Annotated in this window: 25 protein-coding genes and 1 riboswitch; of the genes, 17 read left to right on the plus strand and 8 right to left on the minus strand. The window is 76.1% G+C overall.

All coding sequences use genetic code 11. The features are described 5' to 3' along the window. Nucleotides 1–55 precede the first annotated feature (55 nt). The 6 genes from ACWFNE_RS19950 (at nt 56) to ACWFNE_RS19975 (ending at nt 4927) form a co-directional block, all read left to right on the plus strand. Entirely contained in the window at nt 56–1171 is a 1116-nt protein-coding gene (locus tag ACWFNE_RS19950; RefSeq protein WP_452124164.1) for a histidinol-phosphate transaminase, read from the plus strand. Then, nucleotides 1168–1776, plus strand: a complete 609-nt coding sequence (hisB, locus tag ACWFNE_RS19955; RefSeq protein WP_452124165.1) for an imidazoleglycerol-phosphate dehydratase HisB — start codon at nt 1168–1170, stop codon at nt 1774–1776. Before ACWFNE_RS19950 ends, hisB begins: the two co-directional genes overlap by 4 nt. Continuing rightward, entirely contained in the window at nt 1773–2561 is a 789-nt protein-coding gene (locus tag ACWFNE_RS19960; RefSeq protein WP_452124166.1) for a hypothetical protein, read from the plus strand. Before hisB ends, ACWFNE_RS19960 begins: the two co-directional genes overlap by 4 nt. Before the next feature lie 87 nt (nt 2562–2648). Then, complete coding sequence (gene hisH, locus ACWFNE_RS19965; RefSeq protein WP_452124167.1) at nt 2649–3296, plus strand: imidazole glycerol phosphate synthase subunit HisH; 648 nt, start codon at nt 2649–2651, stop codon at nt 3294–3296. A 93-nt stretch (nt 3297–3389) separates the two neighbouring features. After that, nucleotides 3390–4130 (plus strand): bifunctional 1-(5-phosphoribosyl)-5-((5-phosphoribosylamino)methylideneamino)imidazole-4-carboxamide isomerase/phosphoribosylanthranilate isomerase PriA, encoded by a 741-nt coding sequence (gene priA, locus ACWFNE_RS19970; protein WP_452124168.1) that lies wholly within the window; start codon nt 3390–3392, stop codon nt 4128–4130. Continuing rightward, the gene (locus ACWFNE_RS19975) at nt 4127–4927 is read left to right on the plus strand and encodes an SseB family protein (RefSeq protein ID WP_452124169.1); all 801 of its coding nucleotides are present in this window, start codon (nt 4127–4129) and stop codon (nt 4925–4927) included. Before priA ends, ACWFNE_RS19975 begins: the two co-directional genes overlap by 4 nt. A gap of 30 nt (nt 4928–4957) precedes the next feature. Here the strand turns inward: ACWFNE_RS19975 and ACWFNE_RS19980 are convergent, their stop codons facing one another. The 3 genes from ACWFNE_RS19980 to ACWFNE_RS19990 form a co-directional block, all read right to left on the minus strand. After that, the gene (locus tag ACWFNE_RS19980; RefSeq protein WP_452124170.1) at nt 4958–5401 is read right to left on the minus strand and encodes a hypothetical protein; all 444 of its coding nucleotides are present in this window, start codon (nt 5399–5401) and stop codon (nt 4958–4960) included. A 110-nt stretch (nt 5402–5511) separates the two neighbouring features. After that, nucleotides 5512–6255 carry a S1C family serine protease gene (locus tag ACWFNE_RS19985; RefSeq protein ID WP_452124171.1) on the minus strand — a complete coding sequence of 248 codons (744 nt, stop codon included), beginning with the start codon at nt 6253–6255 and terminating at the stop codon, nt 5512–5514. Continuing rightward, complete coding sequence (locus ACWFNE_RS19990; RefSeq protein WP_452124172.1) at nt 6252–7361, minus strand: hypothetical protein; 1110 nt, start codon at nt 7359–7361, stop codon at nt 6252–6254. Before ACWFNE_RS19990 ends, ACWFNE_RS19985 begins: the two co-directional genes overlap by 4 nt. A 234-nt stretch (nt 7362–7595) precedes the next feature. Between ACWFNE_RS19990 and ACWFNE_RS19995 the strand changes: the two genes are divergently transcribed. After that, entirely contained in the window at nt 7596–8918 is a 1323-nt protein-coding gene (locus tag ACWFNE_RS19995) for an MFS transporter (protein ID WP_452124173.1), read from the plus strand. A 149-nt stretch (nt 8919–9067) separates the two neighbouring features. On the opposite strand, the gene ACWFNE_RS20000 is transcribed toward ACWFNE_RS19995, so the two are convergent. The 3 genes from ACWFNE_RS20000 to ACWFNE_RS20010 form a co-directional block, all read right to left on the minus strand. Then, nucleotides 9068–9454, minus strand: a complete 387-nt coding sequence (locus ACWFNE_RS20000; RefSeq protein ID WP_452124174.1) for a DUF1844 domain-containing protein — start codon at nt 9452–9454, stop codon at nt 9068–9070. Between the two features lie 192 nt (nt 9455–9646). Next, complete coding sequence (locus ACWFNE_RS20005) at nt 9647–11152, minus strand: catalase (RefSeq protein WP_452124175.1); 1506 nt, start codon at nt 11150–11152, stop codon at nt 9647–9649. A gap of 113 nt (nt 11153–11265) precedes the next feature. Then, nucleotides 11266–11685, minus strand: a complete 420-nt coding sequence (locus tag ACWFNE_RS20010) for a Fur family transcriptional regulator (RefSeq protein WP_452124176.1) — start codon at nt 11683–11685, stop codon at nt 11266–11268. A 500-nt stretch (nt 11686–12185) separates the two neighbouring features. Between ACWFNE_RS20010 and infC the strand changes: the two genes are divergently transcribed. From infC to thiD, 10 genes are all read left to right on the plus strand, one after another. Further along, nucleotides 12186–13250 (plus strand): translation initiation factor IF-3, encoded by a 1065-nt coding sequence (infC, locus tag ACWFNE_RS20015; RefSeq protein ID WP_452124202.1) that lies wholly within the window; start codon nt 12186–12188, stop codon nt 13248–13250. 87 nt (nt 13251–13337) lie between these two features. Then, complete coding sequence (rpmI, locus tag ACWFNE_RS20020; RefSeq protein ID WP_141372337.1) at nt 13338–13532, plus strand: 50S ribosomal protein L35; 195 nt, start codon at nt 13338–13340, stop codon at nt 13530–13532. Between the two features lie 61 nt (nt 13533–13593). Then, on the plus strand, nt 13594–13980 hold the full coding sequence (gene rplT / locus ACWFNE_RS20025) for a 50S ribosomal protein L20 (RefSeq protein WP_452124177.1): 387 nt from the start codon (nt 13594–13596) through the stop codon (nt 13978–13980). Between the two features lie 128 nt (nt 13981–14108). Beyond that, nucleotides 14109–15050 (plus strand): TrmH family RNA methyltransferase, encoded by a 942-nt coding sequence (locus ACWFNE_RS20030; RefSeq protein WP_452124178.1) that lies wholly within the window; start codon nt 14109–14111, stop codon nt 15048–15050. Between the two features lie 70 nt (nt 15051–15120). Further along, entirely contained in the window at nt 15121–15744 is a 624-nt protein-coding gene (thpR, locus tag ACWFNE_RS20035) for an RNA 2',3'-cyclic phosphodiesterase (protein ID WP_452124179.1), read from the plus strand. A 290-nt stretch (nt 15745–16034) separates the two neighbouring features. After that, entirely contained in the window at nt 16035–17093 is a 1059-nt protein-coding gene (pheS, locus tag ACWFNE_RS20040; RefSeq protein ID WP_452124180.1) for a phenylalanine--tRNA ligase subunit alpha, read from the plus strand. Continuing rightward, a complete protein-coding gene (pheT, locus tag ACWFNE_RS20045) occupies nt 17093–19651 on the plus strand; it encodes a phenylalanine--tRNA ligase subunit beta (RefSeq protein ID WP_452124181.1) in 2559 nt (852 codons plus the stop codon). Before pheS ends, pheT begins: the two co-directional genes overlap by 1 nt. Nucleotides 19652–19832: 181 nt before the next feature. Next, nucleotides 19833–19945: riboswitch (TPP riboswitch) on the plus strand. Continuing rightward, nucleotides 19938–20816, plus strand: coding sequence for a hydroxyethylthiazole kinase (gene thiM, locus ACWFNE_RS20050; RefSeq protein ID WP_452124182.1), 879 nt, complete (start codon nt 19938–19940; stop codon nt 20814–20816). Its footprint overlaps the riboswitch before it by 8 nt. Continuing rightward, nucleotides 20813–21499: a thiamine phosphate synthase gene (thiE, locus tag ACWFNE_RS20055; protein ID WP_452124183.1), complete on the plus strand. Its 687-nt coding sequence runs from the start codon at nt 20813–20815 to the stop codon at nt 21497–21499. Before thiM ends, thiE begins: the two co-directional genes overlap by 4 nt. After that, nucleotides 21496–23097: a bifunctional hydroxymethylpyrimidine kinase/phosphomethylpyrimidine kinase gene (gene thiD / locus ACWFNE_RS20060; protein WP_452124184.1), complete on the plus strand. Its 1602-nt coding sequence runs from the start codon at nt 21496–21498 to the stop codon at nt 23095–23097. Before thiE ends, thiD begins: the two co-directional genes overlap by 4 nt. A gap of 46 nt (nt 23098–23143) precedes the next feature. On the opposite strand, the gene ACWFNE_RS20065 is transcribed toward thiD, so the two are convergent. Next, nucleotides 23144–23674 carry a GNAT family N-acetyltransferase gene (locus tag ACWFNE_RS20065; RefSeq protein WP_452124185.1) on the minus strand — a complete coding sequence of 177 codons (531 nt, stop codon included), beginning with the start codon at nt 23672–23674 and terminating at the stop codon, nt 23144–23146. Then, a complete protein-coding gene (locus tag ACWFNE_RS20070) occupies nt 23671–24690 on the minus strand; it encodes a quinone oxidoreductase family protein (protein WP_452124186.1) in 1020 nt (339 codons plus the stop codon). The genes ACWFNE_RS20065 and ACWFNE_RS20070 overlap by 4 nt, the downstream gene beginning before the upstream one ends. Nucleotides 24691–24737 lie beyond the last annotated feature (47 nt).

Raw genomic sequence — 24737 nt, forward strand, 5'->3', positions numbered from 1 at the left:
TCCGCTCGTCGGCCGCCGGCGAGAGCCCCGCGTGCCGCTGACTACGATCGGTGCCGTGAGCGCCCCCACGTCCCGACCCGTCCTGCCGCTGCGCCCCGAGATCGTCGGGGTCGCGCCGTACGGCGCGCCGCAGCTCGACGTGCCGTACCTGCTCAACGTGAACGAGAACCCGTACGCGCCCGCCCCGGACGTCGTCGCGGACATCGCCCGGGACGTCGCGACCGCCGCCGCGACGCTCAACCGGTACCCCGACCGCGACTTCCTCGCGCTGCGCGAGGACCTCGCGGCGTACCTCGCGGCCGAGTCCGGCGTGACGCTCGCCCCGGAGCAGCTCTGGGCGGCCAACGGGTCCAACGAGGTCATGCTGCACCTGCTCCAGGCGTTCGGCGGCCCCGGGCGGACCGCGGTCTCGTTCGCCCCGACGTACTCGATGTACCCGGAGTACGCGCGCGCGACGTCGACGGCCTGGGTCGAGGGCCGGCGCGCCGAGGACTTCAGCCTCGACACCGACGCCGTGGCCGCGACGATCACGCGCGAGCAGCCCTCGGTCGTGCTGCTCGCGAGCCCCAACAACCCGACCGGCACGGCGCTCCCGCGCGCGACCGTCGAGGCGGTGCTCGCCGTCGCGGACGAGGTCCCCGGCGGCTGCGTCGTGGTGGTCGACGAGGCGTACGGCGAGTTCCGCCGCACCGGCACGCCCTCGGCGCTCGAGCTCCTGCCCGCGCACCCGAACCTCGCCGTGAGCCGCACGATGTCCAAGGCGTTCGGTCTCGCGGGAGCGCGCCTCGGGTACCTCGCCGCGGCGCCGGCCCTGGTCGACGCGCTGCGCGTCGTGCGCCTGCCCTACCACCTGTCGGCCGTCACGCAGGCGGTCGCCCGGGCGGCGCTCCGGCACGCCCCCGCGCTCATGGCCCAGGTCGGTTCGCTGCGCGACGAGCGCGACGCCCTCGTGGTGTGGCTGCGCGAGCGGGGCCTGACGGTCGCGGACTCCGACGCGAACTTCGTGCTGTTCGGCCTGTTCGACGACCGGCACGCAGTCTGGCAGGGTCTGCTCGACCGGGGGGTGCTGATCCGCGAGGTCGGGCCCCCGGGATGGCTGCGGGTGTCGGTCGGCACCCCGGAGGAGACGGCGGCGTTCAAGGACGCCCTGGTGGAGGTGGCAGCGCTGTGAGCGCAGGCAAGCGGACGGGGCGCGTCGAGCGCACGACGAGCGAGTCGAGCGTGCTCGTCGAGCTCGACCTCGACGGCACCGGCACGACCGACATCTCGACGACGGTCGGGTTCTACGACCACATGCTCACCGCGCTGGGCAAGCACTCGCTCATCGACCTCACGGTCCGCGCGACCGGCGACACCCACATCGACGCGCACCACACCGTCGAGGACGTCGCCATCGCGATCGGCGAGGCGCTGCGCCAGGCGCTCGGCGACAAGCGGGGCATCTCGCGGTTCGGCGACGCGCTCGTGCCGCTCGACGAGGCGCTCGCGCAGGCCGTCGTGGACGTCTCCGGGCGTCCCTACCTCGTGCACTCCGGGGAGCCCGAGGGGCAGGCGTACCACCTGATCGGCGGGCACTTCACCGGGTCGCTCACGCGGCACGTGCTCGAGTCGATCGCGCACCACGCGGGCATCTGCCTGCACGTGCGCGTGCTCTCCGGGCGAGACCCGCACCACATCGTCGAGGCGCAGTTCAAGGCGCTCGCCCGCGCGCTCCGGCTCGCCGTGCAGCCCGACCCGCGCGTCACCGGCATCCCGAGCACCAAGGGCGTCCTGTGAGCGCCGGGCCGGGGCACGGGCCGGACGACGACGCGCTGCCCGAGGACTTCACGGTCCCCGACGACCTGTCCGGGCTCTTCGACGCGCCGGAAGCTCCGGACGCTCCCGACGCACCGCCCGCCCCGTCGGCCACCGACCCGCGTGGGCCCGCCACGGCCGGGCTCGGTGACGACGTGCTGGGCGAGCGAGACGGCTCCGCGCCGAGCGCGGAGGCAGCGGCGGGCGCTTCCGTCGCCGGTGCGTCCGCGCCGACCCCGGACGCAGCCATGCGCCCCGAGTCCGAGGGTCGCGCGGCGGACGACGACCCGGGCAGCACGGTCCCGGACGACCTCGCGTCGCTCACGGACCCTGCCGCCGCCGAGGCGCCGACGGTGACCCTCGTCCTGACCCAGGTCGCGGCGGCAGCCCCCCTCGCGGCGGCGTGCGCCCTCGCCGGGGTCGCGGTCGACGTCGTCCCCTCGCCCGTCGGCGCGCTCGCGGTCCTGCGCGACCCCCGCACCGGTCCGGACGGCGCCGCGGCGATCTCGAAGCTGCTCAAGGCCGTTCCCGTGATCCTGCTCGAGCGTCGCAGCGGGCAGATCACGGCGACCCGGTGGGCCGGCGGGGAGAAGGGCGACGAGCTGCCCGCGGGCCTCGTGCTGTCCGACGCGCCCGCGGTGCTCGAGGACCTGCTGCTCGGGGGCGCCTCCGTCGGCGACGTCGAGGGCGTGGTCACGAGCGTCGGGCTCTCGCGCTGGAAGGCCATGCGCCTGCTCGCGCAGTCGGCGCGGGGAGCACGAGGCTGACCGGCCCACGGCCCGGCGGGGAGCGGCGGCGGTCTCACGGGCCGCTCGCGGGCCGCGGCCTGCGGTGCGCCCCGGTAACCTGAGGGCGTGTCCAGCCAGCCTCGTGTCGTCGTCCTCGACTACGGCTTCGGCAACGTCCGATCCGCCGTCCGCGCCCTCGAACGTGTCGGCGCGCACGTCGAGCTGACCGCGGACCCGCACGCCGCCGCGGAGGCGGACGGCCTCGTCGTCCCCGGGGTCGGGGCGTTCGCCGCGGTCATGTCGGGCCTGCGTGACGTGCGGGGCGACCAGATCGTCGACCGCCGCCTCGCGGGGGGCCGGCCCGTGCTCGGCATCTGCGTCGGCATGCAGGTCATGTTCGCGGCCGGGGACGAGCACGGCGTGCGGACCGACGGTCTGGGCGAGTGGCCGGGCCTCGTGGACCGTCTCGAGGCCGACGTCGTCCCGCACATGGGCTGGGCGACGGTCGACCCGCCCGAGGGCACGACGCTGTTCGCGGGCATCGAGGACGAGCGCTTCTACTTCGTGCACTCCTACGCGGCGCGAACCTTCCCGCTCACCGAGGGCTCCGCCGAGGAGCGGCTCGCACCCCCGCGCGTCACGTGGGCCGAGCACGGCGACCGCTTCGTCGCCGCGGTCGAGAACGGCCCGCTGTCCGCAACCCAGTTCCACCCCGAGAAGTCGGGCGACGCGGGTGCCCAGCTGCTGACCAACTGGGTCGACTCCCTGCGCTGACCGCCCGTGCCCCGAGGACCGGGGCACGTGGGCCGGGCGCGCCCCGGCCACCCACCCGAGCAGGTGCCGCACGGCACCGACGAGAGGACCACCATGACCGACCGCCTCGAGCTGCTGCCCGCCGTCGACGTCGCCGACGGGCAGGCCGTGCGCCTCGTCCAGGGCGAGGCCGGCTCCGAGACCGGGTACGGCGACCCGCTCGCCGCGGCGCTCGACTGGCAGGCGGGCGGGGCCGAGTGGATCCACCTCGTCGACCTCGACGCCGCCTTCGGGCGCGGGTCGAACGCTCCGCTGCTGGCCGACGTCACGGCGGACCTGTCGGCGAAGGGTGTCAAGGTCGAGCTCTCGGGGGGCATCCGCGACGACGCCTCCCTCGAGCGCGCGCTCGCCACGGGAGCGACGCGCGTCAACCTCGGGACGGCGGCGCTCGAGGACCCCGAGTGGACCGCCAAGGTCATCGCGAGCCATGGTGCGGCGATCGCCGTCGGCCTCGACGTGCGCGGGACGACGCTCGCCGCGCGCGGCTGGACGCAGGAGGGCGGCGACCTCTGGGAGGTCCTCGCCCGGCTCGACGAGGCCGGCTGCGCGCGCTATGTCGTGACCGACGTGACGAAGGACGGGACCCTGCGCGGACCCAACCTCGACCTGCTCCGCGAGGTGTGCGCGCGCACGAGCGCCCCGGTCGTGGCGTCGGGCGGCATCTCGAGCCTCGCCGACCTCGAGGCGCTGCGGGCCCTCGTGCCCGTCGGCGTCGAGGGCGCGATCGTCGGCAAAGCGCTCTACGCCCGGGCGTTCACGCTGCCCGAGGCGCTCGACGTCGCCGGCCGACCGTGACCTCCCCGCGCGAGCTGCCGCCGACCTCCGCGTTCGCGGGGGACGACGGGAGCTGCGACCCGCGCCTCGCGGAGGAGCTGCGGGCGCTCGGCGACGGGCGTGGATCGCTCGCGGGCGTCGTGGCGACGCTCGCGGGGACGCGTGTGCTCGTCCCGGTCCTCGCGGAGCTCGAGGCCGCGGACGTCGTGGTCCACGATGGGCACGAGCACACCGTGGACAAGGAGGCGTCCGCCGGGATCGTGGCGCTCCAGGCGCCCGACGGCCGCACCGCGCTGCCGGTGTTCTCGTCCGTCACGGCGATGCAGGCGTGGCGGCCCGACGCGCGTCCCGTGCCGACCGACGTCGCCCGCGCGGCGCTCTCGGCGGTCGAGGAGCGGTGGGAGCTGCTCGTCCTCGACCCCGGCGGCCCGGTCACGGTGCTCGTGCCCCGACCGGCCGTGTGGGCGCTCGCCCAGCAGCGCGCCTGGGTGCCCGCGGTCCGCCGTGCGTCCGGGGTGGCGGGCGCCGGTCCGTCGATGGGTGTCGCCTCGGACGTCACGGGAGCCGGAGACGCAGGTGAGGTCGACCCCGACGTCCGCGCTGCGCTGCAGGGTGCGCTCGGAGCGGTCCCCGAGGTCCTCGGGGTCGACGCCCGGCCCGGCCGCCGCGCCGAGGTCGCCGTGCTGCTGCGCCTCGTGCCCGGCCTCGACCGCGCGCGCCTCGACGCGGTCCTCGCCCGGGTCAACGCCGCGCTGGCGGCCGACGAGACCGTGACGCTCCGCGTCGACTCCCTGGAGCTGCGGCTGCTCGCGGGCTGACCGCCGTCGGGGCGGCGCCGGCCCCGCGGCTCAGCGCCGGCGGCGGAGCGCCCAGGCCAGCGAGAACGCGGTGAGCACCACCGCGCCGACGACCTGCCCGCCCAGGATCACGCGGTTGAGGTCGAGCGCCGGGCGCCAGTGCACGCCGTCGTCGTCGACCTCGTAGACCCCCACCGCGCGCACGCGCGTCGCGTACCCGCCGCCACCACCCGAACCGCCGCCCTCGCCCTTGCCCGCCCCGGCGCCCGCGCCGACCTCCCCGGTCCCCGAGCCGGTCATGACCGCGCCGAGCACCTTGGCGACGGGGATGACGGTCGTGCTGCCGCGTTCGTAGGCGTCGCCGAAGACCCGGCGCACGGCCCAGGTGTCGCCGGCCGCGTGCGTCAGGGCCGCGGGGTCGAAGCGTGTGCGGGCGTGCGTCGGCTCGGCGTCGACGTCCTGCTGGGGACGCTCAGGGTGCGGGGTCGCGGACACGGTTCCTCCCGGTCGTCGGTGGCCCCACTGTGGCAGCGGGGGCCGCGCGACCACAACGGCCCGAGGCGCACGAGCGGGGCGCCGGCCCGTAGGGGCACCACGGCGGTCGGTCAGGACGAGGTGCAGGACGTCGCAGGAGCGAACGCCGTCGTGTCGGCGAGCAGCGCGCGCAGCGTGCTCACGGGCACGACGAAGCTCTGCCCCGTCGTGTTCTTGGCGTACACGACGCCGATGACCCGGCCCTCGCTGTCGAGCGCCGCCGACCCCGAGCTGCCCGGCTCCACGGGGGCGTCGGTCACGAGCACCTCGCCGAGGTTCTCGTTGAGCGGGTCCGTCGTGGAACCGATGACGTGACCGCTCGTGACCGTGAGCTGCCCGCCCTTGGGGTACCCCACGACGCTCACCGCGTCGCCCGGCGCGGGGTCGGCGTCCGCCAGCACGGGCGCGGCGGGCAGCGGCGCGGCGGTGCGGACCACGGCGAGGTCGGCGAGCGCGGCGGTCTGCGCGGCGGTCACCGCGATGTCGCGCCCGTCGTAGGTGCTCAGGTGCAGGTCCGCGGAGTCGGCTACGACGTGCCGGTTGGTGATCAGGGTCGTCTCGTCGATCGCGAAGCCCGAGCCGGTGGACAGCGACGAGCACCCGATGTTCCGGATGCGCACCGCCATGCGCTGCGCCGCGTCGAAGCCGTCGGGGGACAGGTTGCCGGTCTGGGTCGGGGTCGGCGCCGCGACCGTCGACGGGACCACGTCGCTCGGCATCGGCCCGGGCATCGACGGCACGACGCCGCAGCCCGCGAGGACGACGCACGCGGCGACCGACAGGACGGCGCCGGACCGGGCCCGCACCCGGGTCATCGCTCGAGCTCGAGCTGCAGCGCGGCGTTGGCGTCGCGCGCCGCGCCGCACACCTGCTGCACGTCGGTCCGGAACCGGGCGAGGTCCGCCGCGTCGTAGGCGGCCGCGTTCTCGAGGTAGCTGATGAGCTGGTACTGCCCGTCGACGCACACGTCGAGCGCCCCGGCGACCTTGCCGGCGGCCTCCGAGACCCGGGCCTGGTAGTCCACGAGCTGTCGCTGCGCCTCGCGCTCGTCGCCGATCTGCGCCTTCTCGTCGGCGAGCTCCGTGATCCGGGCCTGGGCCGTCTGGAGCTGGGTCCGCACCGCCTCAAGCTCCGCGATCGCCCCGTCGAGCTCGACGCGCTGCTGCGCGAGCTCCGTGCCGGTGGTGCGGGCGACCTGCTCCCACTGCGCGGCGCGCTCCTCGTGGGCCCGCGTGAGCACGACGAGGTAGGTCGCGAGCGCGAGCGTCAGGGCGAACAGCATCGCGAGCACGATGACCGCCCAGGGCTGGCGGCGGTGCCGGGCGGACGGCGCCGCGGGCGCGACGTGCGGCGGCGGCGTCCACGCGCCCGGGCGGGCACCGGAGTGGCTGCCACCCCCGTGGTGCGCGGGCTGGGGCGCTCCCGGGCCGGCGGTCGGCGACGGCTCGTTGCTGACGGGCGGGAGGGTCCGGATGGCGTCGGTGTCCGGGCGGGGCGCCGGCACGGACGAGGTGGGGCCCTGGGGCCGGGGGGCGTCGACCGGGGGGACGGGCCGATCATCGCCGGCGGCGCCGCCGGTCGGGTCACTGGCGCGCGGGGCCGAGTCGGTCGTCGCGCCCGGAGGCGTCGTCGCCTGTGCCTCGCGGGTCGTGTCGGTCCGCGCACCACCGTTCGTCGCGCCGGGGTGCCCCGCGTCCCGGAGGTCACCGGTCGGCACCCCTCCAGCCGTGCGGTCGGTGCCGGTGCTCGACCCGTGCCGGCTCGCCGTCCCGGCCGTGCCCGGGAGCGGGACGGACCCGGGCGGCTCGTCCCCCTCCCGCACGGGGGTGCGGAGCGGCTCGGCGAGGAGGTCGAGGTGGTCGGGCAGGCCACGCGCGGCGGGCGTGGCGGTGCCGTCCTCGGTCTCCGGCTCACGCGTCACCGTCCCAGGATAGAGCGGGGCCAGGTCGACCTCGCCGTCCGTCCGTGGTGAGGCGCACGCGTGCCCCTCCGACGCCGCCACCTGGTCCGGGCTCCGCGCCCCGTGGCGCCCCGCCCGTCGCTGCCTGCGCTCCTGGTCGGGGGCGGGCCCCCGACCAGGAGCCACCGGTGGGCGGGGAACGTCACCCCGTGGTGCCGGATATCACCGTGCTCCTCGTCGGAGGGCCGGGAGACAATGGCGCACGTGTCCCTCTCGCCGTACGTCGACCTGCTGCGCCTGCCCGGCGTCCTCCGCCTGGTGCTCGTCGCGCTCGTCGCCCGCGTGCCGCACGCCGCCTCGGGCGTCGTCGTCACCCTGCACGTCGTCCTGACGCTCGGCAAGGGGTACGGGCAGGCGGGCGTCGTGGTCGCCGCGGTGACGATCGGCTCCGCGATCGGTGCCCCGTGGCGCGGGCGGCGCGTCGACACGCTCGGGCTGCGGCGCGCGCTGGTCCCGTCCGTGGTCGTCGAGTCGGCGGTGTGGGTCGTGGCGCCGTTCCTCGGGTACGAGGCGCTCGTCGTCGCCGCCTTCCTCGCTGGGCTGTTCCTCGTGCCGGTGTTCTCCGTCGTGCGGCAGTCGCTGGGCGTGCTCGTGCCCCCGGTGCAGCAGCGGACGGGCTACGCGCTCGACTCGGTCGGCACCGAGCTGACGTTCATGCTGGCACCCGTCGTCGGCGTGCTCGTCGCGACGCAGGTCTCGACGACCGTCGCACTCGTCGCGGTCGGCGTCTCCACCGTCGCCGCCGGAGCGCTGCTGATCTGGTTCGACCCGCCGACGCGCACGTCGCAGGTGCACGCCCGGTCGGCAGCAGCTCAGTCGGCGGCTCCGGACGCCGGGGGCCTCGTGCCGCTCGCGGAGCCGGTCACCGTCGCCGTGGCGCCCGGGGCGACGGGCTTCCGCGTCGTGACCCCGGCGCTCCTCGTCGTCCTGGCGGCGGCGGTCGCGGTGTCGTTCGTCCTCAACGCGACCGACGTGTCCATCGTCGCCGCTCTCGAGGGCTGGGGGCGGGAGTCGTCCGTGGGGTGGGTCATCGCGCTGTGGGCCGGCGGCTCGGTCGTCGGCGGGCTCGCCTACGGCGCGGGCCGCCGTGCGGTGCACCCGCTCGTGCTCGTCCTCGTGCTCGCTCTCCTGACGCTGCCCGCAGCGGCCGCCGGGACGCCGCTGCTGCTCGCGGTCGCGGTCGTGCTCGCCGGCGTGCCCTGCGCGCCTGCGCTCTCGTCGATCACCGCGGCGCTCGTCCGGCTCGCCCCCGAGGAGCGGCGCGGCGAGGTCATGGGCTGGCAGGGCACGGCGATGACGCTCGGTGCCGCGGTCGGCGCACCCCTGTGCGGCTGGTTCATCGACCGGCACGGCGCGGGGGCCGGGTTCCTGACGGCGAGCGCGATGGGTGTGGTGCTCGCCGGAGGTGGGCTCGTCGTGCTCCGGCTCGCCCGCGACCGCTCGCTGCGGTCGGCGTCCCCGGCCGGGCCGGCGCACGACGCGGACGGGGCGCACGTCCCCGTCGACGCGCACGGCTGAGGCGTCGCCGGGCGCCGTGCCGCGGGGGCGGCTTCGCGAGGCCGACCCGAGCGCGCCGGGCGTCCTCGGGTCGGCCTCGTGCGCGGCCCTCGCCGGCGCGGTCGGACGGCCGCGTCAGTCTGCGTCCCGCCCGGCGCTCGCCGGCTCCGTCAGACGACGGAGCCGGTCCACTTCTCGCCCGGGCCCTCGCCGGGCGCGTCGGGGAACGGCGACGCCTCGCGGAACGCGAGCTGCAGCGAGCGCAGCCCGTCGCGCAGCGAGCGCGCGTGCTGGTTGCCGAGGTCCGGCGCCGACGCCGTGACGAGCGCGGCGAGCGCGGTGATGAGCTTGCGGGCCTCGTCGAGGTCGAGGTAGTCCTCGCCGCGCGCGTCGTCGGTGTCGGGGCTCAGGCCGCACTTCACCGCGGCGGCGCTCATGAGGTGCACGGCCGCGGTCGTGATGACCTCGACCGCGGCCACGTCGGCGATGTCGCGCACGGCCTCCGTCTCGGGCGTGCGGGGGTCGACGGGGCTCGTGCTCGCGCTGGGCTCGGACATGCCCCGATCCTCTCATCGCACGCCGGTCGCCCTGCGCGTCGAGGCTCACGTCGACCGGGCACGTCGAGCGGCACGTCGACCGCCACGGCGACCGGCACCGCCGCCGCGGCGTGCGCCCCGGACGCGGACAGGGCCCGCACCGGTGCGGTGCGGGCCCTGCTGCCGGTCCGGACGGACCGTCGTGCTCGTGCGTCAGGCGACGGGGATGCTCGCCGTCGCCGGCTCGCCCGTCTCGAAGGGCGCCGTGCCGGCGAGGGCGGCACGCAGCGCGGCGCCGAGGCCCGCGTCGACGTTCGTCCAGTAGCCGATCGCGCGCTCGCGGATCTCGTCGCTCTTCACCGCGCCGACGTGGCCGGTGATCGTCTCGAGGAACCGCGCGCGTGCAGCGTCGTCGAACACCTCGCGGTAGAGCGTGCCCGCCTGCCCGAAGTCGTCGTCCTCGGGGTGCAGGGTCGCGGCCGAGCGCTGCAGCGCGCCGTCGGACTCCCAGCCCGGCGACTCGGCCGCGCGTGCCGGGTCGGCCGCGGCCCCGCCGACCGAGTTCGGGGCGTAGACGGGGACGCCGGGGGCGTTGAACGCGTACCGCGCGGCGCCGTCCTTCGAGTACGAGTACACGGGCGCCGCGTGCGGGGCGTTGACCGGGAGCTGCGCGTGGTTCGTGCCGACGCGGTACCGGTGGGCGTCCGCATAGGAGAAGATCCGCGCGAGGAGCATCTTGTCGGGGCTCGCCGCGATGCCGGGCACGAAGTTGCTCGGCGCGAACGTGGCCTGCTCGATCTGCGCGAAGTAGTTCTCGGGGTTGCGGTTCAGCTCGAGCTGGCCGACCTCGATCAGGGGGTAGTCGGCGTGCGGCCACACCTTCGTCAGGTCGAACGGGTTGAACCGGTACTCCGCCGCGTCCGCGTAGGGCATGACCTGGACCGAGAGCGTCCACGACGGGAAGTCGCCGCCCTCGATGGCCTCGTAGAGGTCGCGGATGTGGTGGTCGGCGTCCGAGCCGGCGAGCTGCGCGGCCTCGTCGGGCGTGAAGTTGCGGATGCCCTGGTTGGTCGTGAAGTGGTACTTGACCCAGAACCGCTCGCCCGCGGCGTTGATCCACTGGTAGGTGTGCGAGCCGAACCCGTCCATGTGCCGCCACGACGCCGGGATCCCGCGGTCGCCCATGAGCCAGGTGACCTGGTGCGCCGACTCCGGCGAGAGCGACCAGAAGTCCCACTGCATGTCGTTGTCGCGCAGGTGGCTGCCCGGGAGGCGCTTCTGCGAGTGGATGAAGTCGGGGAACTTGATGCCGTCGCGGATGAAGAAGACGGGGGTGTTGTTGCCGACGAGGTCGTAGTTGCCCTCGGTCGTGTAGAACTTCAGCGCGAAGCCGCGGGGGTCGCGCCACGTGTCGGGGGAGCCCTGCTCGCCCGCGACCGTCGAGAAGCGCAGCAGCGTCTCGGTCGTGGTGCCCTTCTGGAACAGCGCGGCGCGGGTGAAGGCGCTCACGTCGTGCGTCGTGGTGAAGGTGCCGAAGGCCCCGCCGCCCTTGGCGTGCACGATGCGCTCGGGGACCTTCTCGCGGTTGAACTGCGCGAGCTTCTCGACGAGGTAGTGGTCGTGCAGCGCGATGGGGCCGTCGGCGCCGACGGACTGCGAGTGCGCGTCCGACGCGACCGGCGCGCCGGCGTTCGTCGTGGTGTACGGGACCTGGGACACGGTGGTTCCTTTCACGAGACCGGGCAGGGCCGGCCGGGGGTGTACCGCGCGGCGGCGGAGCCGGCGGAGCGGGGGAGAGGTCGAGGAGCCGGGCGGGCGCCGCGGCGTGGTCGTCAGGTGGCTCCGGCGGCGCGGCAGTCGGGGCACAGGCCCCAGTAGGTGACCTCGGCGCTCTCGATCGTGAAGCCGGACGTCGAGCTGGGGACGAGGCAGGGGGCGTGACCGACGGCGCAGTCCACGTCGCCGAGCGCACCGCAGCCGCGGCACGCGACGTGGTGGTGGTTGTCGCCGACGCGGCGCTCGTAGCGCGCGGGGTGACCGGCGGGCTCGATGCGGCGGAGGAGGCCGGCGTCGGTGAGCGCGCGCAGCACGTCGTAGACCGCCTGGACGGAGACGGTGGGCAGGGTGCGACGGACCTCGGTTAGGACGGTGTCGGCGTCGGCGTGCGGGTGGGCGCCGACCACGTCGAAGACGGCGAGCCGCGGCTCCGTGACGCGCAGCCCGCGGTCACGCAGTGCGGCGGAGAGGTCCATGACCAGCAGATTGTCATCCTTTCTGGAATGATTCAAGTAAGCATGCCCTGTGCGGTGGAGTGTCGTGGCTCACACCTCTCGGGGGCCGGCGTCCCGCCGGGTCGTCCGCCGGGCCTCCGCCGGGCCGCCCGCCGGTGCGCCCGCCAGGTTGCTGTCGGCGTTCCCGCCTATCCCGTGCCCGTGGTAGCCTTGACGACGACCAGCCGCGTCCTGCTGCCCCCGACCGGGCGACGGGGCGCGGTGTACAAGTGGAGCTGATCCCACCCGAGCGTCGACCGTTCGCGACCTGCACAGGGCGCGACGACAGAGGCCGGGTCCGGTCCGAGGGGTGCGTCGCGTTCTCGCGGGGCACGCCTGGTGTCGTGCCGTCCGTCGGTGCAGCACCCTCTCGGACTCGTGAGGCCCCCACCTGTACCCAGGGCGGGGGCCTTCCTCGTCCCCGGGGGTCTCACGACGAGTTCAAGGAGCACCACATCAGCGAGCCCCGCATCAACGATCGGATCCGCGTCGCCGAGGTCCGCCTGGTCGGCCCCAACGGCGAGCAGGTCGGCATCGTCCGCGTGGAGGACGCACTGCGCCTGGCCCAGGACGCCGACCTCGACCTCGTCGAGGTCGCGCCGGACGCCCGCCCGCCCGTCTGCAAGATCATGGACTACGGCAAGTTCAAGTACGAAGCAGACATGAAGGCCCGCGAGGCCCGGCGCAACCAGACGAACACGGTCCTCAAGGAGATCCGTTTCCGGCTGAAGATCGACCCGCACGACTACGGCACCAAGAAGGGCCACGTCGAGCGCTTCCTCTCGGCCGGCGACAAGGTCAAGGTCATGATCATGTTCCGTGGCCGCGAGCAGTCGCGCCCGGAGATGGGCATCCGCCTGCTGCAGCGGCTCGCCGCCGACGTCGCCGAGCTCGGCTTCGTGGAGAGCTCCCCGAAGCAGGACGGCCGCAACATGATCATGGTGCTCGGGCCGACCAAGAAGAAGGCCGAGCAGAAGCAGGAGCAGCGTCGCGTCGAGAAGACGCGTCCGCCGCGCGAGCAGCCCGAGACGATCGAGTTCGACGCCGACGCAGCCGCCGCGTCCGCCGCCGCTCCCGCGGCGCAGGCCCAGCCGGCCGTCGCGCCGGTCGCCGCCTCGACCGCTCCGGCCGACGCCCTGGCTCCCGCGTCGACTCCTGCCGCGGCGCCCGCAGCGGCGGCGTCCACCCCGGCCCCGTCGCGTCCCTCGGCTCCGCGGCCGCCCGCCCCCGCGTCGCGTCCCGCCGTCTCGGCGCCGCGTCCGGCGAGCTCGGGTGCGCGTCCGGCGTCCTCGGGCGCCGGTCGCCCCGCGTCGTCGGCGCGCCCCACGGGGAGCGCGGCGCCGGCCAGCCGGCCGACGTCCGCCTCGGCGCCGCGTCCCGCCGCCGCCCCGGCAGCGGCACCGGCACCGCGTCCCGCGGCCGCCAAGCCCGTGGCCGCCCCGAAGCCGTCGGCGCTGCCCAAGCCGGTCCCGCGACCGGCCCCGAGCGGTGTGAAGCCGGCCCCGCGCCCGGCGCCCTCGTCCAGCAGCGAGGACGCCAAGGCCTGACTTCCCCACGGGGATCCCCACCAGGACCCCCGCACGAACGAGTCGCGCGGCCCCGCGCGATGCGACCTCAAGGAGAGAGCGGCAGCCATGCCGAAGAACAAGACGCACTCCGGTGCCAAGAAGCGCTTCCGGATCACCGGCAGCGGCAAGGTCATGCGCGAGCAGGCAGGCGGGCGCCACCTGCTCGAGCACAAGTCGAGCCGCCGTACGCGCCGCATCGCCGGTGACGTCGTCGTCTCCGCCGCTGACACCCCGAAGATCAAGAAGCTGCTCGGCAAGTGAGACCGGGGGCGCGCGAGCGCCCCGGACTCACCTGTGAGCCCCGAAACGCAAGGAGCATCACGTGGCACGCGTGAAGCGGGCGGTCAACGCCCAGAAGAAGCGCCGCACTACCCTCGAGCGCGCCAGCGGTTACCGCGGCCAGCGTTCGCGCCTGTACCGCAAGGCGAAGGAGCAGGTCACCCACTCCCTCGTCTACGCCTACCGTGACCGCAAGGCGCGCAAGGGCGACTTCCGCAAGCTGTGGATCCAGCGCATCAACGCGGCGGCTCGCGAGCAGGGCATGACGTACAACCGCCTCATCCAGGGTCTCAAGCTCGCGGGTGTCGAGGTCGACCGTCGTGTCCTCGCCGAGCTCGCCGTCAGCGACGCCCCGGCGTTCGCGACGCTGGTCCAGGTCGCGAAGGCGGCCCTGCCGGCCGACGTCAACGCCCCCGCCTCGGCGGCCTGACGCACGTTCGCACACGCACGACCCGCACACGCACGACGCCCCCGTGGTCCACGTGACCACGGGGGCGTCGTCGTGCGTGCCCCCGCGGGTCGCCCGAGCCGCACCCCGCGGCGCGAGAGGATGACGCCATGAGCGCCACGAGCCCCGACCCCACCGCGACCGGCCGGGCCCGCCCGATGCTCGACAACCCGCGCGCCGACCGCGTGAAGGCCGTCCGCGCTCTCGCCGGGCGCTCGGCCCGTGCACGTCACGGGCGGTTCCTCGTCGAGGGTCCTCAGTCGGTGCGCGAGCTCGTGCGCGAGGACGCGGCACGGGTGCGGGACCTCTACCTCAGCGAGGCCGCGGCGGACCGGTACGACGAGATCGTGGCGGCCGCCCGCGCCGCGGGGGTCCGGATGCACCTCGCGACACCCGCGGTGCTCGACGCCATGAGCCCGGACGCCCAGCACGTCCTGGCCGTCGCCGAGCCGCACGCCGTGGGGCTCGCCGAGGTCCTGGCCGGCTCGCCCCGGCTCGTCGCGGTCCTGTCGCGCGTGCGGGACCCGGGCAACGCGGGCGCGGTCGTGCGTGCGGCCGACGCCGCGGGCGCCGACGCCGTGATCCTCACGGCCGAGAGCGTCGACGTGCACAACCCGAAGGTGGTCCGCTCGACGGCCGGGTCGCTGTTCCACCTGCCGGTCGTGACGGGCGTTCCCCTGGCCGAGGCGGTCGCGGCCCTGCGCCGCGCCGGGCTCGCGGTCCTCGCGGCGGACGGCGCGGGGGAGCACGACCTCGACGACCTGCTCGACCTCGCGGGGCACAGCGGGACGTCCGGCGGGACGCGAGGCGCGGGACCCGACGCCGCGCAGGGCGCTCGCTCACCCGACGCCGCGCCGGGCGTGGGCGCGGCCCCCGACCTGGCGCGCCCGACCGCCTGGGTCTTCGGCAACGAGGCGTGGGGCCTCCCGGAGGCGGACCGGGCGCTGACTGACGCGGTCGTGCGCGTCCCCATCCGCGGGCGTGCCGAGTCGCTCAACCTCGCGACCGCCGCCACGGTGTGCCTGTACGCGAGCTCGCGCGCGCAGCGCTGACCGGCGCGTGCACGCCCGGGAGCGGGGGCGGAGGTCCCGGGTGGCCGCGTCGTCCTGAGACCCTGGTGCGGTGCGCCTCTTCGCCGCCGTGCGGCCCCCTGCTGACGTCCTCGACCACCTCGACCTCGCGCTGCGCGTGGTGCGCGCCGGCGCGGCGACGGACGACCGGACGTCCCCGGTGCGCTGGACCGCGGAGGAGAACCGGCACCTGACGGTCGCCTTCTACGGCGAGGTCCCGGCCGGTGTGTCCGAGGACCTGGCGCGCGGGCTCGCCCGCGTCGGGGACGAGGCGGAGCCGTTCCCGCTGCGGCTGCGCGGGGCCGGGGTGTTCTCGCACCGCACGCTGTGGGTCGGGGCCGGCGGTGACGTCGAGGCGATGAACCGGCTCAGCGCACGGGCCGCCGAGGCGGGCGAGGAGGCCGGCACCCGCCCCGACGAGCGGGTCCGCTCCCGCCCCCACCTCACGGTCGGTCGGGTCAGCCCCTCCGCCCGGCCGACGCGCCGCTCGCGACGCCGGCCCGACGACGAGCCGCCGAGCGCACCCGTCGACGCGCTCGTGCGCGCCCTCGCCGTCTACGAGGGCCCGGCGTGGACGGTCGAGGAGCTTCTGCTCGTCGAGTCGGAGCCCGGCGCGGGGCGGGGCGGCGGTCCGCTGTACACGCCGGTGGACGCGTGGCGCCTCGGCGGCGCGTGAGCGGACGTCGTCGTGAGATCCGTGCTGCCGGCGGCGCCGGGCGCTGTGGCAGCATGGTGCCCATGCCAGCCTCGCGACGTGACGCACCGGTGACCCGTGGTCGCCGATTTCCCGGGCCCGTTCCCGGGCCGCGCCGCTGACGCTGTGCACGTGACCGAGCCGTCCCGGCAGGGGCGTGCAGAGGCGCTCGCCGAGCGAGCCACCGGTCCCCGGGACGGGCGCCACTAGACTCCCCAGCTGGCCGGGACCCTCGTCGGACCGGCCGCACCCTCCCCGCCTGGAAGGTCCGCATGTCCTCCTCACCCCTGTCCCCGCTCGACGCCGACGGCATCGAGGCGGCGCTCTCGGACGCCCTCGCGGCGCTCGCGAAGGCGTCCGACCTCGACGAGCTCAAGGCCGCGCGCCTCGAGCACGTCGGCGACCGCAGCCGGCTCTCGCTCGCGAACCGCGAGATCGGCCGGCTGGCCCCGGCCGAGAAGGCCGTCGCCGGCAAGCTGCTCGGCTCGGCGCGCGGCCGCCTGGGCGCCGCGCTCGCCGCACGCCAGACCGAGCTCGAGGCCGAGCGCGACGCCCGCGTGCTGGTCGAGGAGCGCGTCGACGTGACGCTCCCGGCCGAGCGTCGGCCCGCCGGTGCCCGGCACCCGCTCGAGACGCTCCAGGAGCGCATCGCCGACATGTTCGTCGCGATGGGCTGGGAGATCGCCGAGGGCCCCGAGGTCGAGGCCGAGTGGTTCAACTTCGACGCGCTCAACTTCGGCGTCGACCACCCCGCGCGCCAGATGCAGGACACGTTCTTCGTCGAGGGCGCCGAGGCGGGGGAGGCGTCGGGCCTCGTGCTGCGCACGCACACCTCGCCCGTGCAGGCGCGCACGCTGCTCGAGCGCGAGCTGCCGGTCTACATCGCGTGCCCCGGCAAGGTGTTCCGCACCGACGAGCTCGACGCGACGCACACGCCGGTGTTCCACCAGGTCGAGGGCCTCGCCGTGGACAAGGGCCTGACGATGGCGCACCTCAAGGGCACGCTCGACCACTTCGCGCGCGCGGTGTTCGGCCCCGAGGCCCGCACCCGGCTGCGGCCCGCGTACTTCCCGTTCACGGAGCCGAGCGCGGAGATGGACCTGTGGTTCCCGCAGAAGAAGGGCGGGGCCGGCTGGATCGAGTGGGGAGGGTGCGGGATGGTCAACCCGAACGTGCTGCGCGCCGCGGGCATCGACCCCGACGTGTACTCCGGGTTCGCGTTCGGGGTAGGCGTCGAGCGTGCGCTCATGCTGCGCCACGGCATCGCCGACATGCGCGACATGGTCGAGGGCGACGTGCGCTTCTCCGCGCAGCTGGGAGGGGTGGCCTGATGCCGCGCATCCCGCTGACGTGGCTCGCCGAGCACGTCGACCTCCCGGCCGGCACGACCGCCGAGCAGCTCGCCGCCGACCTGGTCCGCGTCGGTCTCGAGGAGGAGGCGATCCACCCCGCCGCCGTCACGGGCCCGCTCGTGGTCGGCCAGGTCGTCGAGCGCACCCCCGAGCCGCAGAAGAACGGCAAGACGATCAACTGGTGCCGCGTCGACGTGGGCGCGCACAACCAGGAGGACGGGTCACCGCGCGGCATCGTCTGCGGCGCGCACAACTTCGACGTGGGTGACCGCGTCGTCGTCGCACTGCCCGGCGCGGTCCTGCCCGGGCCGTTCCCGATCGCGGCGCGCAAGACCTACGGGCACGTGTCCGACGGCATGATCTGCTCGGCGCGCGAGCTCGGTCTCGGCGAGGACCACGACGGCATCATCGTGATCTCGCGGCTCGGGCTCGACGCCGAGCCGGGGACCGACGCGCGCGAGCTCCTGGGGCTCGGCGAGGAGGTCCTCGAGATCAACGTGACGCCCGACCGCGGGTACTGCTTCTCGATGCGCGGCGTGGCCCGCGAGTACGCGCACGCGACCGGTGCGACGTTCCGTGACCCGGGGCTGCCCGTGCCGGACGCGCCCGCGGTGGGCGGGTTCCCCGTCGAGCTCGACGACGACGCGCCGATCGACGGCGTCCCGGGTGCGGACCGGTTCGTCGCGCAGGTCGTGCGGGGCGTCGCCGCGTCGGGCCCGTCGCCCGCGTGGATGCAGCGCCGGCTGACCCAGGCCGGGATGCGCCCGATCTCGCTCGCGGTCGACGTCACGAACTACGTGATGCTGGACCTCGGCCAGCCGCTGCACGCGTACGACCTCGCGCAGCTCGCTGCCCCCGTCGTCGTCCGGCGCGCCCGCGCGGGCGAGCGTCTGCGCACGCTCGACGGGCAGGACCGCGCCCTGTCCGGCGAGGACCTCCTCGTCACGGACAGCCCTGCGGGTGCGCGGGCGAGCCGCATCCTCGGCCTGGCCGGGGTCATGGGCGGCGCGAAGTCCGAGGTCGGTTCGGCGACGACCGACCTGCTGGTCGAGGCCGCGCACTTCGACCCGATCACCGTCGCCCGCACGGCACGGCGCCACAAGCTGCCGAGCGAGGCGGCCAAGCGTTTCGAGCGGGGCGTCGACCCGCGGCTCGCGCGTGTGGCGGTCTCCCGGGTCGTCGAGCTGCTCGTCGAGCACGGTGGCGGGGCGCCCGACGCCGAGCTCACCGACGTGGACCGGACGGGCGAGCCGCCCGTCGTCGAGCTCGCGCTCGACCTGCCCGCACGGCTCGTCGGCGTCGGGTACACGCCCGAGCAGGTCCGCGAGTCGCTCACCGAGATAGGCTGCGAGGTCACCGACGCGCCGGCGGCGGGCCGCGTGCTCGTGCGGGTGCCGAGCTGGCGCCCCGACCTCGCCGTGCCGGTCGACCTGGTCGAGGAGGTGGCGCGGCTGCGCGGGTACTCCGAGATCCCGTCCGTGCTCCCCGTCGCGCCCGTCGGCCGGGGGCTCACCGACGGCCAGCGTGCCCGCCGGGCCGTCGCGGCCGCGCTCGTCGGCTCCGGCTGGGTCGAGACGCTGAGCTACCCGTTCGTCGCCCCCGAGCTGCACGACCTGCTCGGCCTCCCGGCGGACGACGACCGGCGCCGCGCGATCCGGCTCGTCAACCCGCTCGACGACTCGCAGCCCGAGATGCGCACGAGCCTCCTCGCGACGCTGCTCGACACGGCGCGCCGCAACGTGAGCCGCGGGACCACGGACCTCGCGGTCTTCGAGACCGGGCTCGTGACCCGTCCGGCCGCCGGTGCGCAGCCGGCGCCGCGCCTGCCGGGTGGGGTGCGGCCCTCCGAGGCGGACCTCGCGGCGCTCCGGGCCGCCGTCCCGGCGCAGCCGCGGCGTCTGGCCGGGGTCCTGACCGGGCAGCGCGACGCTGCCGGGTGGTGGGGTCCGGGCCGGCGTGCCGACCACTCCGACGCGGTCGCGGGCGCCGTGCTGGTCGCGCGCACCCTCGGGGTCGAGCTCGTCGTGCGCCAGGACGCGGACCACGCGCCGTGGCACCCGGGCCGGTGCGCACGGCTCGAGACGGCGGACGGCACGCTCGCCGGTCACGCGGGCGAGCTGCACCCGAAGGTCGTCGCGGCGCTCGGTCTCCCGGCGCGGGCGGCGGCGTTCGAGGTCGACCTCGACGTGCTGCTGGCGGCCGCGCCGACCGAGCCCGTGCAGGTCGTCGAGGTGTCGACGTTCCCGGTCGCGAAGGAGGACGTCGCGCTCGTGGTCGACGTCGACGTCCCGGCGGGCGACGTGCTCGCCGCGGTCCGCGCCGGTGCGGGCTCGAGCCCCGCGGGCGACGTGCTCGAGGAGCTCCGGCTGTTCGACGTCTACACCGGGCCGCAGGTCGGCGACGGCAAGAAGTCGCTGGCGTTCTCGCTGCGCCTGCGCGCGGCCGACCGCACCCTGACCGCGGACGAGACGGCCGCGGTGCGCGAGGCCGTCGTCGCCGAGGCGGACCGGCGGTTCGGGGCGCAGCTGCGCGCCTGACCCGTCGAGGGTCGACCAGGGCGCCCGTTCCCTCCGGGGGGCGGGCGCCCTCGTCGTCCCCCGGCGTGGCGCGTGGGCCGACACGCCGCGCCGGCGTCGCCGCGCCGACACGCCGCGGCGACGCGCCCGTGACGGCGCGCGGAACGCTTCCGGCGCGGGGCGTGTCCGAATAGGGTGATCCGCGAATGACACGGGGTGCTCGCGTACCGGTCCGACCGGTGCGGGCGAGCTGAGATCACACCCGTCGAACCTGATCTAGTTCGTACTAGCGAAGGGATGTCATGAGATGACTCATGCGCCTGAGAACGACACGGCCGGCTCCGCCCCGGAGCGTGCCGCGCTCCTCGACGCGGTGCACGAGGCCGCCAAGCAGGTCCGGCACCGCACGCCGCTCGTCCAGTGCCTCACGAACGAGGTGACGATCAACCTGGTCGCGAACGTGCTGCTCGCCGCGGGCGCGTCCCCGGCGATGGTCGCGACGCCGGGCGAGGCGGAGGAGCTCGCGCACGTCGCGGACGCGGTGCTCGTGAACCTCGGGACGATGGCAGCGGACCACCGGGTGTCGATCCGCTCGACGGTCGCCGCGGCGGAGGGGGCCCGCACGCCGTGGGTCCTCGACCCGGTCGCGGTGGGGGTGCTCTCGCTGCGCACGCGGCTCGCCGCCGAGATCCTCGTGCACACCCCGGCGGTGGTCCGGGGGAACGCGAGCGAGATCCGGGCGCTCGCCGGGGTGGCGTCCGCGGGCCGCGGGGTCGACGCGCGGGACGACGTCGACGACGCGCTCGCCGCCGCCGTGGCGGTCACCGGGCGCACGGGGTCGGTCGTGGCGGTCTCGGGGGCGACGGACCTCGTGACCGACGGCGTGACGGTCGTGCGGCTCACGGGCGGTCACCCGCTCCTGACCATGATGACCGGGGGCGGGTGCGCGCTCGGCGGGCTCGTCGCCGCGACGAGCGCCGTCGCGAGCCCGCTCGTCGCGGCGGTGACGGCGAGTGCCTGGTTCAACGAGGCGGCGGCCGACGCCGCCCTGGTGGCGCGCGGGCCCGGGTCGTTCGCGGTGGCCTTCGTCGACGCCGTGCACGCCCTGACCGCGGACACGCTCGTCGAGCGTGCGTCGGCGGGCCTGCGCGTCGGCGCGCTGACGGCTGCGGGGGCCCGCGCATGAGCGCCGCGCTGCCCCCCGGGCCGTACCTCGTGCTCGACGCCGCCGTCTGCGAGCGGGCCGGCCACGACCCGCTCGACGTCGTGGACGCGGCGGCGCACGCCGGGCTCGGCGTCGTCCAGCTCCGCGCGAAGGACCGGGACGTGCGCGCGCTGCTCGACCTGGCGGTCGCCGCGGCGGCCCGGCTCGCACGGTTCGTCGGTCCGCCTGCGCTCGTGGTCGACGACCGGGTCGACGTCGTGCTCGCGGCCCGCCGCCGGGGAGCGCGGGTCGACGGCGTGCACCTCGGGCAGTCCGACCTCCCGGCCGTGGACGCACGGCGGCTGCTGGGTGCGGGGACGCTGATCGGCGTCTCGGCCGCGCGGGACGAGGACGTCGACGCGGCGCTCCGGACGGGCGTCGTCGACTACCTCGGCGCCGGGCCGGTCCGGGCGACGCCGACCAAGCCGGACGCCGCGGACCCCATCGGGCTCGACGGGCTCGCCGCGGTCGCGCGCCGCTCGACGCTGCCGGTCGTCGCGATCGGGGGGCTGACCGTCGAGGACGCCGAGCCGGTCCGCCTCGCGGGCGCCGTGGGCCTCGCGGTGGTGTCCGCGGTGTGCGCGCACCCCGCGCCGTACGCCGCGGCGACGGATCTCGTCGCCGCCTGGGCCCGGGCCCGCTCGCACGCCGCGAGCGCCTCGTGACCGCGTCGCCCGGCGGAGCGCACCGGCCGGCGGACGAGCCGGGCGGGCCCGACGCCGCGCCGCGCCGAGTCCTCTTCGGTGCGCCGGGTGGCCCGAGCCGTCCGCGCGTCCTGTCGGTCGCGGGCACCGACCCGACCGGTGGTGCGGGGATCCAGGCGGACCTCAAGTCGATCGCCGCGCACGGCGGGTACGGCATGGCGGTCGTCACCGCACTCGTCGCGCAGAACACCCGGGGCGTGCGCGCGAGCCACGTCCCGGACCCCGCGTTCCTGCGCGCGCAGCTCGACGCGGTGAGCGACGACGTCACCGTCGACGCGCTGAAGATCGGCATGGTCGCAACCGAGGCCGTCGCGCGCGAGCTCGGCGCGTGGCTCGGGGTGCACCGGCCGCGGTACGTGGTGCTGGACCCGGTCATGGTCGCGACGAGCGGCGACCGCCTGCTGGACGGCGGGGCCGAGGACGCCGTCCGGTCGCTGCTCGGGCACGCCGACCTCGTGACGCCCAACCTGCCCGAGCTCGCGGTCCTGCTCGGCGAGCCGGTCGCCGCGACGTGGCCCGAGGCGCTCGACCAGGGCGCCCGGCTCGCGCGCCGGCACGGTGTGGCGGTGCTGGTCAAGGGCGGTCACCTCGCGGGCGAGCCGGGCCGGAGCCCGGACGCCGTCGTGACCCCCGAGGGGATCGTCGAGATCGACGCGCCCCGGGTGGCGACGCTGCACACGCACGGGACCGGCTGCTCGCTGTCCGCCGCGGTCGCGACGCTGCGCCCGCAGCGCGACGACTGGGTCGCGGCGGTGCGCGACGCGAAGAAGTGGCTCACGGGCGCCCTCCGGGCCGGGGGCGCGCTGCAGGTCGGGACGGGCAACGGTCCGGTGGACCACGCGCACCGGCAGGGCAGCGCGCGGCGCTTCACCGACGAGGCGTGGGAGCGGGTCGCGGACCTGCGGGAGGCGTGCGACGAGCTCGCGTTCGTCCGCGGGCTCGCCGCCGGGACGCTCGCGGCGGACCGGTTCGCGTTCTACCTCGCGCAGGACGCGCTGTACCTGCGCGAGTACTCCCGCGTCCTGGCGCGGGCGAGCGAGCTGGCCCCGGACCGCGCGGCGCAGGAGTTCTTCGCGCGCGGCGCGCACCACTGCCTCGCGGTCGAGTCGGACCTGCACCGGCGGTGGCTCAGGCGGTACGGCGTCGCAGAGGGCGGTGCGGCGACGTCACCCGTGACCGCCGCGTACACGGACCACCTGCGGGCGGTCGCGGCGAGCGGGTCCTACGCCGAGCTCGTCGCCGCGGTGCTCCCGTGCTACTGGCTGTACGCCGACATCGGCGCCCGCCTGCTGGCCCGGGCCGACCTCGACGGGCACCCGTACGCCGACTGGATCGCGACGTACGGCGACCCGGAGTTCGCGCGGGCGTCGGACCGGGCCCGCGAGCTGACCGACGACGCCGCCCGCTCCGCCGGTCCCGCCGAGCGTGCGCGCATGCTCGAGGCGTTCGTGCGCTCGTGCCGTCACGAGTGGCTGTTCTTCGCGCAGGGCACGGCCATGCCGTCGTGGCCTGCGCCGTCACGAGCGGCGGCGGAGCCCGAGCCGGCCGGAGTGCGCTGACGCCGGGCTCCGCACCGCGAGGTGCAGGGCGGACCCCCGACAGCGCTCAGGCCACGCCGACCCCGCGCGCGAGCAGCGCCACGCGGACCGCGCCGCCGGAGGTCACCTGCTCGCCGACCTGGGCGAACCCGAGCCGCCGGTGGAACGCGAGCGACCCGGGGTTGGGCGGGTCGAGGTTGACCTCGCACGTGACCTCGGCGAGCGCGGCCCGGGCGGCTGCGGCGTCGACCGCGTCGTACAGCACGCGGCCGATCCCACGGCCGTGGCCGTGCGGCGCGACGACGATCCGGTCGACGTACAGCGAGCCGGGCCGGTGCGCCTGGAACCACCGGTAGTTCTCGCTCGCGTACGCGGCCCCCGGGGCGAGGGCGAGCAGGAACGCGAGCGGTGCGCCGGTCACCGGGTCGTCGACGACGAGCGCGACGTCGCACGCGGGCAGGTGGGCGGCCAGGCCCGCGGTCCCCAGCGCGTTGACGGCCGGGACGGCGGCGTCGTTGAGCACCGCGAGCGCGGGGACGTCGTCGGGCCGCGCCATGCGCGGGACGGGGGAGCCGGCCGCGGGCGGAGGGACGCTCACGGGACGAGGACGACCTTCCCCGTGGTCGCGCGCCCCTCGAGCGCACGGTGCGCGTCGGCGGCGTCGCGCAGCGGGAACGTGGCCCCGACCCGGACGTCGAGCGTGCCGGCGGAGACGGCGTCGAGCAGCTCGCCCGCCCGCCACAGCAGCTCCTCGCGCGTCGCGGTGTAGTGCGCGAGCGTCGGGCGGGTCAGGAACAGGGACCCGGCGGCGTTGAGCCGCTGGGGGTCGAGCGGGGGGACAGGACCGGACGCGGCGCCGAACAGCGCGAGACCACCGCGCGGGCGCAGCGACGCGAGCGAGGCGTCGAACGTCGCGCGCCCGACGCCGTCGAACACGGTGTGGACGCCGGCGCCGCCGGTGAGCTCACGCACGCGCGCGGGCAGCTCCGTCGCGAGGTCGTCGAGCAGGTCGTAGCGGATCACCTCGGCGGCCCCGGCACCGCGCGCCAGGCCCTCCTTCTCGGCCGCGCCGACGGTGGCCAGCACGCGGGCCCCCCGCGCGACGGCGAGCTGGGTCAGGAGCAGTCCCACGCCCCCGGCGGCGGCGTGCACGAGCACGTCCTGGCCGGCGACCACGGGGAACGTCGACGCGACGAGGTAGTGCGCGGTCATCCCCTGGAGCAGCAGCGCCGCGGCCGTGGTGAGGTCGACGCCGTCGGGCACGGGCACGGCGTGCTGCACGTCGAGCAGCACCTGCTCGGCGTAGGAGCCGGGCGCACCGGACGCCCACGCGACGTGGTCGCCCACGCCGAGGCCGCTCACCCCGTCGCCGAGCGCCTCGACGGTGCCCGCCCCCTCGCCGCCCACGACGTGCGGGAACGCGACGGGGTACAGCCCCGACCGCCGGTAGGTGTCGATGAAGTTCACGCCCGCGGCGGCGAGGCGCACACGCACCTGGCCGGGCCCGGGCTCGGGCGTGGGGAGCTCGACGAGCTCGAGGACCTCGGGGCCGCCGGCGCTGCCGGCCTGGATCGTCTGCACGCCGGGCGCAACGCCGGACGTCGGCCGGATCATCCGCGGCGGACACGTCGTCTCACGATGTGTGCACCTCGTCGTCCCGC

It is taken from the genome of Cellulomonas sp. NPDC055163, assembly GCF_053607065.1.

Bases quoted from the DNA above. Each gene is read 5' to 3' on its own strand.
- priA (WP_452124168.1), top strand. From the start codon at position 3,390: ATGACCGACCGCCTCGAGCTGCTGCCCGCCGTCGACGTCGCCGACGGG.
- ACWFNE_RS19985 (WP_452124171.1), bottom strand. From the start codon at position 6,255: ATGACCCGGGTGCGGGCCCGGTCCGGCGCCGTCCTGTCGGTCGCCGCG.
- ACWFNE_RS19995 (WP_452124173.1), top strand. From the start codon at position 7,596: ATGGCGCACGTGTCCCTCTCGCCGTACGTCGACCTGCTGCGCCTGCCC.
- ACWFNE_RS20000 (WP_452124174.1), bottom strand. From the start codon at position 9,454: ATGTCCGAGCCCAGCGCGAGCACGAGCCCCGTCGACCCCCGCACGCCC.
- ACWFNE_RS20010 (WP_452124176.1), bottom strand. From the start codon at position 11,685: ATGGACCTCTCCGCCGCACTGCGTGACCGCGGGCTGCGCGTCACGGAG.
- rpmI (WP_141372337.1), top strand. From the start codon at position 13,338: ATGCCGAAGAACAAGACGCACTCCGGTGCCAAGAAGCGCTTCCGGATC.
- ACWFNE_RS20030 (WP_452124178.1), top strand. From the start codon at position 14,109: ATGAGCGCCACGAGCCCCGACCCCACCGCGACCGGCCGGGCCCGCCCG.
- pheS (WP_452124180.1), top strand. From the start codon at position 16,035: ATGTCCTCCTCACCCCTGTCCCCGCTCGACGCCGACGGCATCGAGGCG.
- pheT (WP_452124181.1), top strand. From the start codon at position 17,093: ATGCCGCGCATCCCGCTGACGTGGCTCGCCGAGCACGTCGACCTCCCG.
- thiM (WP_452124182.1), top strand. From the start codon at position 19,938: ATGACTCATGCGCCTGAGAACGACACGGCCGGCTCCGCCCCGGAGCGT.
- thiE (WP_452124183.1), top strand. From the start codon at position 20,813: ATGAGCGCCGCGCTGCCCCCCGGGCCGTACCTCGTGCTCGACGCCGCC.
- ACWFNE_RS20070 (WP_452124186.1), bottom strand. From the start codon at position 24,690: ATGATCCGGCCGACGTCCGGCGTTGCGCCCGGCGTGCAGACGATCCAG.